This window comes from Amphritea atlantica (assembly GCF_900111095.1).
Lineage (GTDB): Bacteria > Pseudomonadota > Gammaproteobacteria > Pseudomonadales > Balneatricaceae > Amphritea > Amphritea atlantica.
Genome location: NZ_FOGB01000018.1, coordinates 62,120 through 76,614, shown reverse-complemented (window position 1 = coordinate 76,614; position 14,495 = coordinate 62,120). Strand labels below are relative to the sequence as shown.

Sequence of the window (14,495 nt, the reverse complement as noted above, 5' to 3'; positions counted from 1 at the left end):
TGACGACGTTGAGCGTGGTCAGGTACTGGCTAAGCCAGGTACTATCACTCCTCACACTCGTTTCGAAGGTGAAGTATACGTACTGTCTAAAGATGAAGGTGGTCGTCACACACCATTCTTCAAAGGCTACCGTCCACAGTTCTACTTCCGTACAACTGATATCACCGGTGCTTGTGAACTTCCAGAAGGCGTAGAAATGGTTATGCCAGGCGATAACGTTAAAATGGACGTTACCCTGATTAACCCAATCGCGATGGAAGAAGGTCTGCGTTTTGCGATCCGTGAAGGCGGTCGTACTGTCGGTGCAGGCGTTGTATCTAAAATCATCGAGTAATCTTCGCTGATTTGAAAAAAGGCTCCCTCGGGAGCCTTTTTTTGTTTCTGTTGTTTGTCTTTTTGATATGGCTGGAATCTGGTGTATTTCTGGCTTCTGTGCGGCCATATCAAAAGTCGCATTGTAAATCCTGGCGCAAAGGGACTTTGCTTGGATTTGCTCGCTCGCATTTGCGTCCGCAAATGGTGGGATGGATAAGCACTTCGTAGTTTCTTGTTTGTTCGTGTTTGATGTATTTCAAGCATGTGTGCGGCCATATCAAAAGTCGCATTGTTAAGTCAGGCGCAAAGGCGTTTTTTTTAGCTGATATGGCTTAAGGTTTCGGCTTCTTTGCTCGTGATGGTGCGGCCATATCCGCTGTCGCATCGTAAATCCTCGCGCAATGGAACATTGCTTGGATTTACTCGCTCGCATTTGCGTTCGCAAATGGTTGAGCGGATGATCGCTTTGTTGTTCTGTTTCGTATATTTCAATTCTCAGTGCAGCTATATCCGATATCACATTGTTAAGTCAGACGCAAAGGAGCTTTGCTGGACTTAACTTGCTCGCATTTGCGTCCGCAAGTGATCTGGAAATTAAAGTTTTGTGCCTCTCTTCTTCTTGAATGCTGGCCCTTTAATTTGCTTTTTCTTTATCAGGCTTACCTGGTGAGTCGCTGCTGAGAAATCGGGCTGTATAATTCGTAACCGATACACGCTTGACTTGGGGGTATGAGGTAAGTAGAATGCGCTACCCCGTTAAATGGGGTTAGGTGGCGAAAGCCTTTTTTTAATTCTAGGAATTGTGGTCAAATGCAAAACCAGAAAATCAGAATCCGTCTGAAGGCTTTTGATCATCGCCTGATTGACTCTTCCGCTCAGGAGATCGTTGAGACTGCTAAGCGGACAGGTGCTCAGGTGCATGGTCCGATCCCGCTTCCTACTCGCAAAGAGCGTTTTACCGTTCTGATCTCACCACACGTGAACAAAGATGCACGTGATCAGTATGAGATCCGTACTCACAAACGCGTTCTGGACATCGTTGAACCAACAGAAAAAACTGTTGATGCTCTGATGAAGCTGGATCTTGCTGCGGGTGTTGAAGTGCAAATTAGCCTCGGCTAATTAGACGATTGCGCAGATGAGTAAGTCTGCGTGTGGAATGCCTTTTAGGCAGCCATAGCGGGTTTTAGCCCCGTACACAACTGGCAATGTGAGGTTTATAAGATGTCTGTATCTTTAATCGGACGTAAAGCAGGTATGACTCGTGTCTTCACAGAAGACGGCGTGTCAGTGCCAGTCACTGTCATCGAGGTGGAACCGAACCGCGTAACACAGGTTAAGACCGAAGAGACTGATGGTTATTCTGCTGTGCAGGTAACTGTAGGTACTCGTCGTGCTAGCCGCGTTACAAAAGCTGCTGCTGGTCACTTTGCGAAAGCAGAGACCGAAGCAGGACGTGGTTTGTGGGAGTTCCGTCTGTCAGGTGACGAAGAAGTAAATGTTGGTGATCAACTGACTGTTGAACGCTTTGAAGCGGGTCAGAAAATTGATGTAACCGGTCAATCCAAAGGTAAAGGTTTTCAGGGCGGTATTAAGCGCTGGAACTTCTCCATGCAGGATGCGACGCACGGTAACTCTCTTTCTCATCGTGCTCCTGGTTCTATTGGTCAGTGTCAAACTCCTGGTCGCGTGTGGAAAGGCAAGAAGATGGCCGGACACATGGGTGCTGAACGTGTAACCGTTCAATCCCTGGAAATTGTTCGCATCGATGCCGAGCGCAATCTGCTGTTAGTAAAAGGTGCTGTACCTGGTGCTACCGGCGGCGACGTAATCGTTAAATCAGCTGTTAAAGCTGGTGCCTGAGGGGGTTTGAAATGAATCTGAATCTTGCAGGAGCTGGAGGAAGCGTAGAAGTTTCCGATCTGGCGTTTGGTAAAGAATTCAATGAATCACTGGTTCATCAGGTTGTTACGGCATACCTGGCCGGTGGTCGTCAAGGCACCAAGGCTCAGAAAAACCGCGCCGCTGTAAGCGGTGGTGGTGCTAAGCCATGGCGTCAAAAAGGTACTGGCCGTGCACGTGCCGGTACTATTCGTAGTCCTCTGTGGCGTACTGGTGGCGTAACTTTCGCTGCTCAGCCGCGTGACCACGCTCAAAAAGTTAACAAGAAAATGTATCGCGCTGCGATGCGTTGCATCTTGTCTGAGCTGGTTCGTCAGGAGCGTCTGGTTGTTGTTGAAAACTTCCAGGTTGACGCGCCTAAGACCAAGCAGTTTGTTGCCAAGCTGAACGAGCTTGAGCTGACTAATGCACTGCTGATCACAGAAGACGTAGAGCAGAATCTGTATCTGGCCGCACGCAACGTACCGCACGTTGACGTTCGCGATGCAGCTGGCATCGATCCTGTCAGCCTGGTTGGTTTTGAGAAGGTTGTTGTGACTGTTGCTGCTCTCAAGAAAATTGAGGAGGCGTTAGCATGAATCCAGGACGCATCTATCAAGTACTGCTAGGGCCGCATATCTCTGAGAAAGCAACGATTGTTGCTGAAGGTTCTCAGCAGGTTGTATTCCGTGTAGCAACTGATGCAACCAAGCCTGAAATCAAAAAGGCTGTTGAACAGTTGTTCGACGTAAAAGTAACTGGCGTGAACATCGTTAACGTTAAGGGCAAAACCAAGCGCACACAGCGCGGTATGGGTAAGCGCTCTGACGTTCGCAAGGCATATGTATGCCTGGCTGATGGACACGACATCGACTTCATCGATGGCGAATAAGAGGGGTTACAAGAATGGCTATTGTTAAATCTAAACCGACCTCCGCTGGACGCCGTCACGTAGTCCGGGTTACTACTCCGGATCTGCATAAGGGCAAGCCACATGCTGCTCTGGTCGAGAAGAAAAGTAAAACCGGTGGTCGTAACACCTACGGTCGCATTACGACTCGTCACATCGGTGGCGGTCATAAGCAACATTACCGTGTTATCGATTTCCGTCGCAACAAGCTGGATATCCCTGCTGTTGTAGAGCGTCTGGAATATGATCCAAACCGCTCTGCGCATATCGCTCTGCTGAAATATGCAGACGGTGAGCGTCGCTACATCATCGCCCCTAAAGGCGTGAAAGCTGGTGATTCTCTGATATCTGGTCAGAATGCTGATATTAAACCAGGTAACTGCCTGCCACTGCGTAACATCCCGGTTGGTAGCGTGATTCACTGTATCGAGATGAAGCCAGGTAAAGGTGCACAGATTGCACGTTCTGCTGGTACATCTGCACAGCTGATTGCTCGTGAAGGCGCTCACGCGACTCTGCGTCTGCGTTCAGGTGAGATGCGTAAAGTGCTGGTTGACTGCTGCGCGACACTGGGTGAGGTCGGTAACTCCGAGCACTCTCTGCGTCGTCTGGGTAAAGCTGGTGCAACGCGCTGGCGTGGTGTTCGTCCTACCGTTCGTGGTGTGGCGATGAACCCGGTAGATCACCCGCATGGTGGTGGTGAAGGTCGTACATCTGGTGGTCGTCATCCTGTGACACCATGGGGTGTTCCGACTAAAGGTAAGAAAACTCGTTCGAACAAGCGTACCGATAAGATGATCGTACGCCGTCGTCAAGCGAAATAATCAGAGGATACAGCTGTGCCACGTTCACTGAAGAAAGGTCCTTTTATCGACCTTCACCTGTTGAAAAAGGTAGAAGCTGCAATTGAGGCCAATGATCGTCGTCCGATCAAAACATGGTCTCGCCGTTCTACAGTTTTTCCAAACTTCGTAGGACTGACGATTGCAGTTCATAATGGCCGTCAGCACGTACCGGTGTTTGTCACCGAGGATATGGTTGGTCATAAATTAGGCGAGTTTGCTGCTACCCGTACGTATAAGGGTCATGCTGCAGACAAGAAAGCTAAACGCTAATCGGGAGTTAAGAAAATGGAAGTAGCCGCTAAGCATAAAGGCGCCCATATCTCCGCTCAGAAAGCGCGTTTGGTTGCCGATCAAATCCGCGGAAAGGCGGTGGGTGAAGCCCTGAATATTCTGGCTTTCAGCCCGCAAAAAGGTGCGGTGCTTGTTAAGAAGGTACTTGAGTCTGCTATTGCTAACGCTGAGCATAACGAAGGTGCTGATATTGATGAGCTGCGTGTTTCACAGATCTTCGTTGACGAAGGTATGACTATGAAACGCATTAGACCGCGTGCGAAGGGTCGCGCTGATCGTATTTTGAAGCGCACCTCCCACATCACCGTCAAGGTAGCTGACTGCTAGGAGATACCACATGGGTCAGAAGGTACATCCAACAGGTATTCGTCTTGGGATTGTTAAAGATCACACTTCCGTGTGGTACGCAGACAAGAATGAATACGCTAATAAGCTGTTGAACGACCTTCAGGTACGTGAGTATCTGGAAGGCGAATTAAAAGCAGCATCTGTAAGTCGCATCGAAATCGAGCGTCCTGCACAGAATGCTAAAATCACCATTTTCACTGCCCGTCCAGGCATTGTTATTGGTAAAAAAGGTGAAGATGTAGAAAAACTGCGTAACGCTTGCTCCAAAATGATGGGCGTTCCGGTTCACATCAACATCGAAGAGATCCGTAAACCAGATCTGGATGCCAAACTGGTTGCACAAAGCGTAGCGAGCCAGCTGGAACGTCGTGTTATGTTCCGCCGTGCTATGAAGCGTTCTGTACAGAACGCGATGCGCCAGGGTGCTGAGGGTATCAAGATTCAGGTCGGTGGTCGTTTGGGTGGTGCAGAGATTGCACGTTCCGAATGGTACCGCGAAGGTCGTGTGCCACTGCACACCCTGCGTGCTGATATCGATTACGGTACTTATGAGGCGCACACTACTTACGGTGTGCTTGGTATTAAAGTCTGGATCTTCAAAGGTGAGATTCTGGGTGGCATTGAAGAAGTGCGTGCTCAGAAAAATGCTCAGCCTAAGAAGAAAGGTTCAAAGTAGGGGTAATTATCAATGCTGCAACCTAAGAGACTTAAATTCCGCAAGGTTATGAAAGGCCGCAACCGCGGTCTGTCAGAGCGCGGTAGTGCAGTAAGCTTCGGCGAAATTGCGCTTAAAGCGACAGAGCGTGGTCGTATCACCGCTCGTCAGATCGAGGCTGCTCGTCGTACTATGACTCGTCACGTAAAACGTGGTGGTAAAATCTGGATTCGCGTGTTCCCGGACAAGCCGATCACAGGTAAGCCACTCGAAGTGCGGATGGGTAAAGGTAAGGGTAGTGTTGAATACTGGGTATGCCAGATCAAACCAGGTAAAGTGCTGTTCGAAATGAGCGGTGTGCCTGATGAGCTGGCAACTGAGGCATTCAATCTGGCTGCGGCGAAACTGCCGCTGGCTACCACCATTGTTAAACGGACGGTGATGTGATGAAAGCAACTGAACTGCGTGAACAATCCGCCGAAGAACTCCAGCAGACTCTGCTGGGTCTTTTGAAGGATCAGTTCAATCTGCGTATGCAGAAGGCAACTGGTCAGCTGGCTCAGAATCATATGCTGGGTCAGGTGCGTCGCGATATCGCGCGCGTTAAGACCGTACTGAATCAGAAAGCAGGTAACTAATAATGGCTGCAGAAAAACGTACACGTACTGTGACCGGTAAAGTTATCAGCAATAAAGCTGACAAAACTATTACCGTTCTGGTTGAGCGTAAAGAGAAGCACCCAATTTATGGGAAATTCGTAACTCGCTCCACTAAGCTGCATGCGCATGACGAACAGAATGAATGTCAGATGGGAGATACAGTGACTGTTGCTGAATCCCGTCCGCTTTCAAAAAGTAAGTCTTGGACGCTAGTTAAGATTGAAGAACAGGCAGTAAAGGTGTAATATAACGCACCTTTGCTTCTGGCAGGCTATTTTTGAGCCCGAAAGAGCAAAGAAAATAGTCTGAATTTTGGAGTAGAGACCCATGATTCAAACAGAATCTATGCTTGATGTTGCTGATAACAGTGGCGCCAAGCGAGTACAGTGTATCAAGGTCCTGGGTGGCTCACACCGTCGTTATGCCGGTGTAGGTGACATCATCAAAGTTACCGTTAAGGAAGCAATTCCACGCGGTAAGGTGAAAAAAGGTCAGGTCCTTAATGCTGTTGTGGTACGTACCCGTAAAGGTGTTCGGCGCCCGGACGGTTCAATTATCCGCTTTGATACAAACTCAGCGGTTCTATTGAACGCCAACTCCGCCCCTATCGGTACTCGTATCTTTGGCCCAGTAACTCGTGAACTTCGTACTGAGAAGTTTATGAAAATCATTTCCCTGGCGCCTGAAGTGCTATAAAAAATCCCGACCGTCGCAAGTCAGGATTTATGCAAAAACGCTAAGCTCGAAAGGGCTTGGCGTTTTTAAGCATGAGAGGGTAGTAGGAAAGGATGGAAATTAATGCGTAAAATCATTCGTAACGACGAAGTAATCGTTATTGCAGGCAGAGACAAAGGCAAGCGCGGCAAAGTGTTGCGTGTTCTTGCTAATGATCGCCTGATCGTGTCTGGCATCAACATGGTTAAAAAACACACCAAGCCTAACCCAATGCTGGGTAAAGCTGGCGGTATCGTAGAGAAAGAAGCAGCGATTGCAGTATCTAACATCGCTATCTTCAACTCTGCTACCGGTAAAGGTGACCGTGTTGGTTTCAAAGTTCTGGAAGATGGCAACAAAGTCCGGATCTTCAAATCCAACGGCGAACTTATCGCTAAGTAATAGGAGTTGATGCCATGTCTAGATTAAAAGCACTCTATAACGAGTCCGTTAAGCAGCAGTTGAAAGACGATCTGAGCTGCCCTAACGTGATGGCTGTTCCACGCCTGACCAAAATCACCCTGAATATGGGTGTTGGTGAAGCGCTGGGTGATAAAAAGCAGCTGGATAATGCCGTCGCAGAGATGCAGGCAATTGCAGGTCAAAAGCCTGTTGTAACCCTGGCCCGCAAGTCTATTGCTGGCTTTAAGGTTCGTGAAGGTTGGCCAATTGGTTGCAAGGTAACCCTGCGCGGTGAGCGTATGTGGGAATTCCTGGACCGTCTGGTTGATATCTCGATCCCACGTATTCGTGACTTCCGTGGCCTGAACCCGAAATCTTTTGATGGTCGTGGTAACTACAGCATGGGTGTGAAAGAGCAGATCATCTTCCCTGAAATCGAATACGATAAGGTAGATAAGCTGCGTGGTATGGATATTACCATCACCACCACTGCTCGCACTAACGACGAAGGTCGTGCCCTGCTGGCAGCCCTCAACTTCCCATTCAAAAAGTAAGGGTAGAGTAATGGCTAAGGTATGTATGAAAGCGCGCGAAGCTAAACGCGCAAAAATGGTTGCTAAGTATGCTGAAAAGCGTGCTGCTCTTAAGGCAATCGTTAAGAACCCTGCTTCTTCTGAAGATGAAGTTTGGGAAGCTCAGGTAGCGCTTCAGAAGCTGCCGCGTGACGCTAACCCGGTTCGCCAGGTGCGTCGTTGTCAGGTTACTGGTCGTCCACACGCCGTTTACCGCAAGTTCGGTCTGAGCCGAATCAAACTGCGTGAAGCTGCAATGCGTGGTGATGTACCGGGCCTGAAAAAAGCAAGTTGGTAAGCACAGTGGTCTGGGCAGGGTGATTCCCATCCTGCTACCGCATTGCGCTGCACATAGGAAAATAAACCATGAGTATGCAAGACACTCTTGCGGATATGCTAACCCGTATTCGTAATGGTCATATGGCTGAGAAATCAGCTGTAACTATGCCTGCTTCTAAACTGAAAGCATCTGTTGCTGCAGTTCTGAAAGAGGAAGGTTACATTGCTGACTTCGCTGTTGAAGGCGAGGGCAAGCCAGTGATGACTGTTGAACTGAAATACTTTGAAGGCAAGCCGGTTATTGAGTCAATCCAGCGAGTTAGCCGTCCAAGTTTGCGAGTATATAAAGGCGCGTCTGATCTGCCTAAAGTTGCTGGCGGTCTGGGCGTAGCTATCGTTTCCACCTCTAAAGGTGTGATGACTGACCGTGCTGCACGTGCTGCCGGTATCGGCGGCGAAGTCATCTGCACGGTATTCTAGGAGCTGGAAATATGTCTCGAGTTGCTAAAAGTCCCGTTGTCCTACCGGCAGGTGTTGAAGCTAAGGTTGATGGTCAGCAGATCAATGTAAAGGGCGGTAACGGTGCCCTGGGTCTGACTGTTCACCCGTCTGTAGAAGTAACCACTGAAGAGAACACACTGAAGTTCGCAGCACGTGATGGCAGCAAGTCTGCTAATGCGCTGGCTGGTACTACCCGTTCTCTGGTTAATAACATGGTTGTTGGTGTAAGCACCGGTTTCACTAAGAAACTGCTGCTTCAGGGTGTTGGTTATCGTGCTGCCGTTAACGGCAAGACACTGAGCCTGACTCTGGGTTTTTCACACCCAATCGATTACCAACTGCCTGAAGGCGTTACCGCAGCAATGGAAGGCCAGACTACTATCGTGCTCAATGCAGCCGATAAACAAGCTCTGGGCCAGGCCGCTGCAGAAGTTCGTGCTTTCCGTCCACCAGAGCCTTACAAAGGCAAGGGTGTCCGTTACGCTGACGAATTTGTTCGCCGTAAAGAAGCTAAGAAGAAGTAAGGTAGGGTCATGAACGAAAAGAAAACATCTCGTATTCGCCGTGCCCGCCGTGCCCGTTACAAAATGCGTGAACTGGGCGCAGTACGTCTGTGTGTAACCCGTACACCACGTCACATCTATGCGCAGGTTATCTCCGCTGATGGTGGTCAGGTTCTGGCTGCAGCTTCGACTGTAGAGAAAGACCTGCGTAGTGAAACTACCGGTAACACTGATGCCGCTACTAAAGTAGGCACACTGATCGCTCAGCGCGCAAAAGACGCTGGCGTGACTAAGGTTGCTTTCGACCGTTCTGGTTTTAAATACCATGGACGTGTTAAAGCGTTGGCAGATGCAGCCCGTGAAGGCGGCCTGGAATTCTAAGGGGTTTGACAATGGCAAATCACGAACAGAAAGACGGTGACCTGCAAGAGAAACTTGTACAGGTAAACCGTGTTGCCAAAGTAGTTAAGGGTGGTCGTATCTTCGGTTTCACCGCTTTGACTGTTGTTGGCGACGGTAATGGCCGCGTAGGCTTCGGTCGCGGTAAGGCGCGTGAAGTGCCTGCGGCGATTCAAAAAGCGATGGAGCAAGCGCGTCGTAACATGATCACAGTTGAGCTGAACGGCACAACTCTGCAGTACCCTATTAAAGCCCGTCACGGTGCTTCTAAAGTGTACATGCAGCCAGCTTCTGAAGGTACCGGTGTAATCGCCGGTGGTGCAATGCGTGCCGTACTGGAAATCGCTGGTGTTCACAACGTACTGGCTAAGTGCTACGGCTCTACCAACCCAGTCAACGTTGTTCGCGCAACTATCAACGGTCTTGCTAGCATGACATCTCCTGAAGATGTTGCTGCTAAGCGTGGTAAGTCCGTAGAAGACATTCTGGGGTAATCAACGATGGCATCTACTCTCAAGGTAACACTTGTACGCAGCACCATCGGTATCCTGCCTAAGCACAAATTGTGCGTCCAGGGTCTGGGTCTGCGCCGTATCGGTCACTCCGTTGTTGTGGAAGACACTCCTTCCGTACGCGGTATGATCAACAAAGTTAACTACATGGTTCGTGTAGAAGGCGAATAAGGAGTCCGTTATGCGTCTTAATACACTGAGTCCTGCCGAAGGTTCTAAGCATGCTCCTAAGCGTGTAGGCCGCGGTATTGGTTCCGGCCTGGGTAAAACCGGTGGTCGTGGCCATAAGGGTCAGAAATCCCGCTCCGGCGGTTCTGTGAAACCAGGTTTCGAAGGTGGTCAAATGCCACTGCAGCGTCGTCTGCCTAAGTTCGGTTTTACCTCTCGTCAGGCTGCTTTCGTTGCAGAAATTCGCCTGAACGAGCTGGCTAAGATCGATGCTGAAGTGATCGACCTGGATGCACTGAAAAAAGCGGATATCATCAAAGACAGCATCAAGCGTGCGCGCGTGATCCTGTCCGGTGAAATCACCAAGGCAGTTACCGTTAAAGGTCTTAAAGTGACCAAAGGCGCTCTGGCTGCAATTGAAGCTGCAGGCGGAAAAGTCGAGGAATAAATGGCTAAGAAAGGACCAGTACCAGCAGGAAATCAGAACGGCTTAGGCGAGCTTAAATCCCGTCTGCTGTTTGTTCTGATTGCGATCGTTGTATACCGTATCGGTGCACATATTCCGGTACCTGGTATCAATCCTGATCGTCTGGCAGCACTTTTTGACCAGAACCAGGGCACCATTCTGAGCATGTTTAACATGTTCTCCGGTGGTGCTCTGGAGCGGATGAGTATTCTTGCGCTGGGTATCATGCCGTACATCTCTGCATCAATTATTATGCAGCTGATGACGGTGGTGAGCCCATCACTTGAGCAACTCAAGAAAGAGGGTGAGGCTGGTCGTCGGAAGATCAATCAGTATACTCGTTACGGCACCGTAATTCTGGCGACTGTTCAGTCGTTCGGTATGGCGGTTGGCCTGGCGAATCAGGGTGTAGCGTTCACTGCAGATGTCAATTTCTACTTCGTAGCGGTTGTCACTCTGGTGTCCGGTGCCGTATTCCTGATGTGGCTGGGTGAGCAGGTAACTGAGCGGGGTATCGGTAACGGTATTTCGATACTGATCTTCTCTGGTATTGTGGCCGGTTTGCCTCGCGCTATCGGTCAGTCCTTTGAATCAGCACGTCAGGGTGATCTGAATATCCTGGCGTTGCTGGCCATCGCTGTGCTGGCGGTTGCCACTGTTGGTTTTGTAGTGTTTATGGAACGCGGCCAGCGCCGTATCACCATTAACTATGCGAAACGTCAGCAGGGGCGTCGTATGTACGCTGCACAGACCAGTCATCTGCCGTTAAAGGTCAACATGGCTGGTGTTATTCCGCCGATCTTCGCTTCAAGCATTTTGCTGTTCCCTGCTTCACTTGGTCAGTGGTTTGGCCAGACTGATGGCATGGAGCTGCTACAGGATGTCGCACTTGCGCTGGGCCCGGGTCAGCCGCTGTACATCCTGCTGTTTTCGGTATGTATCATCTTCTTCTGTTACTTCTACACTGCGATTGTTTTCAATCCAAAAGATGTGGCTGATAACCTGAAGAAGTCTGGTGCATTCATCCCGGGTATCCGCCCAGGGGAGCAATCTGCTAAGTACATCGATAACGTACTGGGCCGCCTGACACTGTTTGGCGCTCTGTATATCACTGCGGTATCTCTGATGCCTCAGTTCCTGGTTGTAGCCTGGAATGTACCTTTCTACTTCGGTGGTACGTCACTGCTGATCGTGGTTGTTGTTGTGATGGATTTCATGGCACAAGTACAGTCGCACCTGATGTCCCATCAGTATGAATCCCTGATGAAGAAGTCGAATCTTAAAGGAGGCGGTGCTGGCCTGCTGCGCTAGCACTCCTGCTATTTGGAGTTGATCATGAAAGTACGTGCATCTGTTAAGAAAATCTGCCGTAACTGCAAGATCGTACGTCGTAACGGTACTCTGCGGGTTATCTGCAAAGTTGAACCACGACACAAGCAGCGCCAGGGTTAATTAACGCCTGGTCTGGGAGTGGTTGGCGCGAAGCCTTGATTTATTTTTGATCAAAGTGTAGAATCTCGCGCCTTCCATTAATAGAAGAATTTGCAGTACCTGTGAAAAGCACAGGTGCATGCTAATGAGTTGGAGTAAATTGAATGGCCCGTATAGCTGGCGTCAATATTCCTGACAATAAGCATGCGGTAATTTCATTGACTTACATCTTCGGAATTGGCCGCACTACAGCGAAGGACCTCTGCGCTACTTGTGGGATTGCAGAATCCACTAAGATTGCAGATTTGTCAGAAGAACAACTGGACATCGTACGTGGCGAAGTCGCCAAGATGACAGTTGAAGGCGATCTTCGCCGTGAAGTATCCATGAACATCAAGCGCTTGATGGATCTGGGCTGTTATCGTGGTCTGCGGCATCGCCGTAGTCTGCCTCTTCGTGGTCAGCGCACTAAGACTAATGCGCGTACCCGTAAGGGCCCACGTAAGCCAATCCGTAAGTAATGGTAAGCGATAGGAATTTCCAGTATGGCTAAGCCAGGTAATCGCACACGTAAAAAGGTTAAAAAGCAGGTTGTTGACGGATTCGCTCACATCCACGCTTCATTTAACAACACGATCATTACTATTACTGATCGTCAGGGCAATACCCTGAGTTGGGCAACCGCAGGCGGCTCCGGCTTCCGTGGTTCTCGTAAGAGTACACCCTTCGCGGCACAGGTTGCAGCGGAACGTGCAGGTGTAGCTGCTCAAGAGTATGGTCTAAAGAATTTAGACGTTTTTGTTAAGGGCCCAGGCCCAGGCCGTGAATCCGCTGTACGTGCATTGAATGCATGTGGATACAAGGTTAACAACATCACGGACGTAACACCGATTCCTCACAACGGTTGTCGTCCACCGAAGAAACGTCGCGTTTAATCCGGAGACAGTAATAATATGGCTCGTTATTTAGGACCAACATGTAAGCTGTCTCGCCGTGAAGGTACCGACCTTTTCCTGAAGAGCGGTGTTCGTGCTCTGGACAGTAAGTGTAAAGCTGAAAATGTTCCAGGTGTACATGGCGCTCGTCGTGGTCGTTTGTCCGATTACGGTTTACAGCTTCGTGAAAAACAGAAAGTTCGTCGTACCTACGGCGTACTTGAAAAGCAATTCCGCAGCTACTACAAGGAAGCTGCCCGTCGCTCTGGAGCGACTGGTACCAACCTGCTTCAGTTGCTGGAAGGGCGTCTAGACAATGTTGTCTATCGTATGGGATTTGGATCTACCCGTGCTGAAGCACGTCAGGTAGTTTCTCATCGCCAGATTACAGTTAACGGTCAGTCCGTGAACGTTCCCTCTTACCAGGTACAAGCTGGTGATGTGGTTGCCGTTCGTGAAAAGTCTAAGACTCAGCTGCGTATCAAACACGCACTTGAGCTGGCTTCTCAGCGCACCTCTGTTGAATGGGTAGAAGTTGATGCTGCTAAGATGGAAGGTACTTTCAAGTCCCTGCCAGAGCGTAGCGATCTGTCTGCTGATATCAACGAGCAGCTGATTGTCGAACTGTACTCTAAGTAAATATTGACTTCTTAATTGGTGGAACTATGCAGCGTTCAGTAAACGAGTTTCTAAGTCCCCGTCACATCGACGTTCAGGAAATTAGTGCAACTCGTGCAAAAGTTACTTTGGAACCACTGGAGCGCGGTTTTGGCCATACGCTGGGTAATGCGCTACGCCGTATCCTTCTCTCTTCTATGCCTGGCTGTGCCATCACTGAAGTAGAGATCGAGGGTGTGCTGCATGAGTACAGCACCATCGAAGGTGTGCAGGAGGACGTTATTGAAATCCTGCTCAACCTGAAAGGTGTTGCAGTCGCGCTGCACAATGGTGACGAAGCAACCCTGACTCTGTCTAAGAGCGAAGCGGGTCCTGTTACTGCAGCTGATATTCAGCTGAACCAGGACGTTGAAATCGCAAATCCAGAGCATGTCATCGCTCATCTGAGCGAAGGTGCGAGCCTTAACATGCAACTGAAGATCGTGCGTGGTCGTGGCTATGTGCCAGCTGATGCGCGCGTATCTGATGAAGACGAGTCACGGACCATCGGTCGCCTGCAGCTCGATGCTACCTACAGCCCGGTTCGCCTGGTTTCGTATGTGGTTGAAAGTGCACGTGTTGAACAGCGTACTGACCTAGATAAGTTGGTTATTGACATTGAATCCAATGGTACTATCGATCCGGAAGAATGCATCCGTCGTGCTGCAACTATTCTGCAGCAGCAACTGGCTGTATTTGTAGATCTGGAAGGTGGTAAGGATCAGGTTAACGATGAACCGGAAGAACCAGAGATCGATCCGATCCTGCTGCGTCCGGTTGATGATCTGGAGCTGACTGTACGTTCCGCCAACTGTCTGAAGGCAGAGCAGATCTACTATATCGGTGACCTGATTCAGCGTACCGAAGTAGAACTGCTTAAGACTCCGAACCTGGGTAAGAAATCGCTGACCGAGATCAAGGACGTTTTGGCGTCTAAAGGTCTGTCGCTTGGTATGCGCCTGGAAAATTGGCCACCGGCGAGCATCAGAAACGACGATAAAGTCGCTTCCTGATCTGCGGTTTTAAACCTAACAGTTTGGCAAGGATAAAAA

28 protein-coding genes are annotated in these 14,495 nt (G+C 49.6%); all 28 read left to right on the top strand.

The window, feature by feature from the left end; all coding sequences use genetic code 11:
• On the top strand, nt 1–334 hold a 334-nt coding region (locus BMY09_RS20220; RefSeq protein ID WP_483860437.1), incomplete at its 5' end, for an elongation factor Tu.
• A gap of 791 nt (nt 335–1,125) precedes the next feature.
• A complete protein-coding gene (gene rpsJ, locus BMY09_RS20215) occupies nt 1,126–1,437 on the top strand; it encodes a 30S ribosomal protein S10 (RefSeq protein ID WP_036511965.1) in 312 nt (103 codons plus the stop codon).
• Nucleotides 1,438–1,539: 102 nt separating this feature from the next.
• On the top strand, nt 1,540–2,178 hold the full coding sequence (gene rplC, locus BMY09_RS20210; RefSeq protein ID WP_091361866.1) for a 50S ribosomal protein L3: 639 nt from the start codon (nt 1,540–1,542) through the stop codon (nt 2,176–2,178).
• Nucleotides 2,179–2,189: 11 nt separating this feature from the next.
• Complete coding sequence (gene rplD / locus BMY09_RS20205) at nt 2,190–2,795, top strand: 50S ribosomal protein L4 (RefSeq protein WP_091361864.1); 606 nt, start codon at nt 2,190–2,192, stop codon at nt 2,793–2,795.
• Complete coding sequence (gene rplW, locus BMY09_RS20200) at nt 2,792–3,088, top strand: 50S ribosomal protein L23 (RefSeq protein ID WP_091361862.1); 297 nt, start codon at nt 2,792–2,794, stop codon at nt 3,086–3,088. Before rplD ends, rplW begins: the two co-directional genes overlap by 4 nt.
• 14 nt (nt 3,089–3,102) lie before the next feature.
• Nucleotides 3,103–3,930, top strand: coding sequence for a 50S ribosomal protein L2 (gene rplB / locus BMY09_RS20195; protein ID WP_091361860.1), 828 nt, complete (start codon nt 3,103–3,105; stop codon nt 3,928–3,930).
• Between the two features lie 15 nt (nt 3,931–3,945).
• Nucleotides 3,946–4,221 carry a 30S ribosomal protein S19 gene (gene rpsS / locus BMY09_RS20190; protein ID WP_091361858.1) on the top strand — a complete coding sequence of 92 codons (276 nt, stop codon included), beginning with the start codon at nt 3,946–3,948 and terminating at the stop codon, nt 4,219–4,221.
• A gap of 15 nt (nt 4,222–4,236) precedes the next feature.
• A complete protein-coding gene (gene rplV / locus BMY09_RS20185) occupies nt 4,237–4,569 on the top strand; it encodes a 50S ribosomal protein L22 (RefSeq protein ID WP_091361855.1) in 333 nt (110 codons plus the stop codon).
• 10 nt (nt 4,570–4,579) lie between these two features.
• Nucleotides 4,580–5,266, top strand: coding sequence for a 30S ribosomal protein S3 (gene rpsC, locus BMY09_RS20180; RefSeq protein WP_091361852.1), 687 nt, complete (start codon nt 4,580–4,582; stop codon nt 5,264–5,266).
• A 12-nt stretch (nt 5,267–5,278) separates the two neighbouring features.
• Nucleotides 5,279–5,692 (top strand): 50S ribosomal protein L16, encoded by a 414-nt coding sequence (rplP, locus tag BMY09_RS20175; protein ID WP_091361850.1) that lies wholly within the window; start codon nt 5,279–5,281, stop codon nt 5,690–5,692.
• Nucleotides 5,692–5,883 (top strand): 50S ribosomal protein L29, encoded by a 192-nt coding sequence (gene rpmC / locus BMY09_RS20170; RefSeq protein ID WP_091361848.1) that lies wholly within the window; start codon nt 5,692–5,694, stop codon nt 5,881–5,883. Before rplP ends, rpmC begins: the two co-directional genes overlap by 1 nt.
• A 2-nt stretch (nt 5,884–5,885) precedes the next feature.
• Nucleotides 5,886–6,149 carry a 30S ribosomal protein S17 gene (rpsQ, locus tag BMY09_RS20165; RefSeq protein ID WP_091361846.1) on the top strand — a complete coding sequence of 88 codons (264 nt, stop codon included), beginning with the start codon at nt 5,886–5,888 and terminating at the stop codon, nt 6,147–6,149.
• A gap of 82 nt (nt 6,150–6,231) precedes the next feature.
• Nucleotides 6,232–6,600 (top strand): 50S ribosomal protein L14, encoded by a 369-nt coding sequence (rplN, locus tag BMY09_RS20160; protein WP_091361845.1) that lies wholly within the window; start codon nt 6,232–6,234, stop codon nt 6,598–6,600.
• A gap of 102 nt (nt 6,601–6,702) precedes the next feature.
• Nucleotides 6,703–7,020, top strand: a complete 318-nt coding sequence (gene rplX / locus BMY09_RS20155; RefSeq protein WP_091361843.1) for a 50S ribosomal protein L24 — start codon at nt 6,703–6,705, stop codon at nt 7,018–7,020.
• A gap of 14 nt (nt 7,021–7,034) precedes the next feature.
• The gene (rplE, locus tag BMY09_RS20150) at nt 7,035–7,574 is read left to right on the top strand and encodes a 50S ribosomal protein L5 (RefSeq protein ID WP_091361841.1); all 540 of its coding nucleotides are present in this window, start codon (nt 7,035–7,037) and stop codon (nt 7,572–7,574) included.
• Between the two features lie 10 nt (nt 7,575–7,584).
• Nucleotides 7,585–7,890, top strand: a complete 306-nt coding sequence (gene rpsN / locus BMY09_RS20145) for a 30S ribosomal protein S14 (RefSeq protein ID WP_091361840.1) — start codon at nt 7,585–7,587, stop codon at nt 7,888–7,890.
• 68 nt (nt 7,891–7,958) lie between these two features.
• The gene (rpsH, locus tag BMY09_RS20140; protein ID WP_091361838.1) at nt 7,959–8,351 is read left to right on the top strand and encodes a 30S ribosomal protein S8; all 393 of its coding nucleotides are present in this window, start codon (nt 7,959–7,961) and stop codon (nt 8,349–8,351) included.
• An 11-nt stretch (nt 8,352–8,362) separates the two neighbouring features.
• Nucleotides 8,363–8,896: a 50S ribosomal protein L6 gene (rplF, locus tag BMY09_RS20135; protein WP_091361837.1), complete on the top strand. Its 534-nt coding sequence runs from the start codon at nt 8,363–8,365 to the stop codon at nt 8,894–8,896.
• Nucleotides 8,897–8,905: 9 nt separating this feature from the next.
• Entirely contained in the window at nt 8,906–9,256 is a 351-nt protein-coding gene (gene rplR, locus BMY09_RS20130; protein WP_091361835.1) for a 50S ribosomal protein L18, read from the top strand.
• A gap of 11 nt (nt 9,257–9,267) precedes the next feature.
• A complete protein-coding gene (gene rpsE / locus BMY09_RS20125; protein ID WP_091361834.1) occupies nt 9,268–9,768 on the top strand; it encodes a 30S ribosomal protein S5 in 501 nt (166 codons plus the stop codon).
• 6 nt (nt 9,769–9,774) lie between these two features.
• A complete protein-coding gene (rpmD, locus tag BMY09_RS20120; RefSeq protein ID WP_091361832.1) occupies nt 9,775–9,957 on the top strand; it encodes a 50S ribosomal protein L30 in 183 nt (60 codons plus the stop codon).
• Between the two features lie 10 nt (nt 9,958–9,967).
• Nucleotides 9,968–10,402 carry a 50S ribosomal protein L15 gene (gene rplO / locus BMY09_RS20115; protein ID WP_091361831.1) on the top strand — a complete coding sequence of 145 codons (435 nt, stop codon included), beginning with the start codon at nt 9,968–9,970 and terminating at the stop codon, nt 10,400–10,402.
• Nucleotides 10,403–11,731: a preprotein translocase subunit SecY gene (gene secY / locus BMY09_RS20110; RefSeq protein WP_091361830.1), complete on the top strand. Its 1,329-nt coding sequence runs from the start codon at nt 10,403–10,405 to the stop codon at nt 11,729–11,731.
• Between the two features lie 24 nt (nt 11,732–11,755).
• The gene (gene rpmJ, locus BMY09_RS20105) at nt 11,756–11,872 is read left to right on the top strand and encodes a 50S ribosomal protein L36 (protein WP_083935407.1); all 117 of its coding nucleotides are present in this window, start codon (nt 11,756–11,758) and stop codon (nt 11,870–11,872) included.
• 143 nt (nt 11,873–12,015) lie between these two features.
• Nucleotides 12,016–12,372 (top strand): 30S ribosomal protein S13, encoded by a 357-nt coding sequence (gene rpsM / locus BMY09_RS20100; protein ID WP_091361828.1) that lies wholly within the window; start codon nt 12,016–12,018, stop codon nt 12,370–12,372.
• A gap of 24 nt (nt 12,373–12,396) precedes the next feature.
• Nucleotides 12,397–12,786: a 30S ribosomal protein S11 gene (rpsK, locus tag BMY09_RS20095; RefSeq protein ID WP_019622838.1), complete on the top strand. Its 390-nt coding sequence runs from the start codon at nt 12,397–12,399 to the stop codon at nt 12,784–12,786.
• Between the two features lie 18 nt (nt 12,787–12,804).
• Nucleotides 12,805–13,425: a 30S ribosomal protein S4 gene (gene rpsD / locus BMY09_RS20090; protein ID WP_091361827.1), complete on the top strand. Its 621-nt coding sequence runs from the start codon at nt 12,805–12,807 to the stop codon at nt 13,423–13,425.
• 26 nt (nt 13,426–13,451) lie between these two features.
• Nucleotides 13,452–14,456, top strand: coding sequence for a DNA-directed RNA polymerase subunit alpha (locus BMY09_RS20085; RefSeq protein WP_091361826.1), 1,005 nt, complete (start codon nt 13,452–13,454; stop codon nt 14,454–14,456).
• Nucleotides 14,457–14,495: the final 39 nt, after the last annotated feature.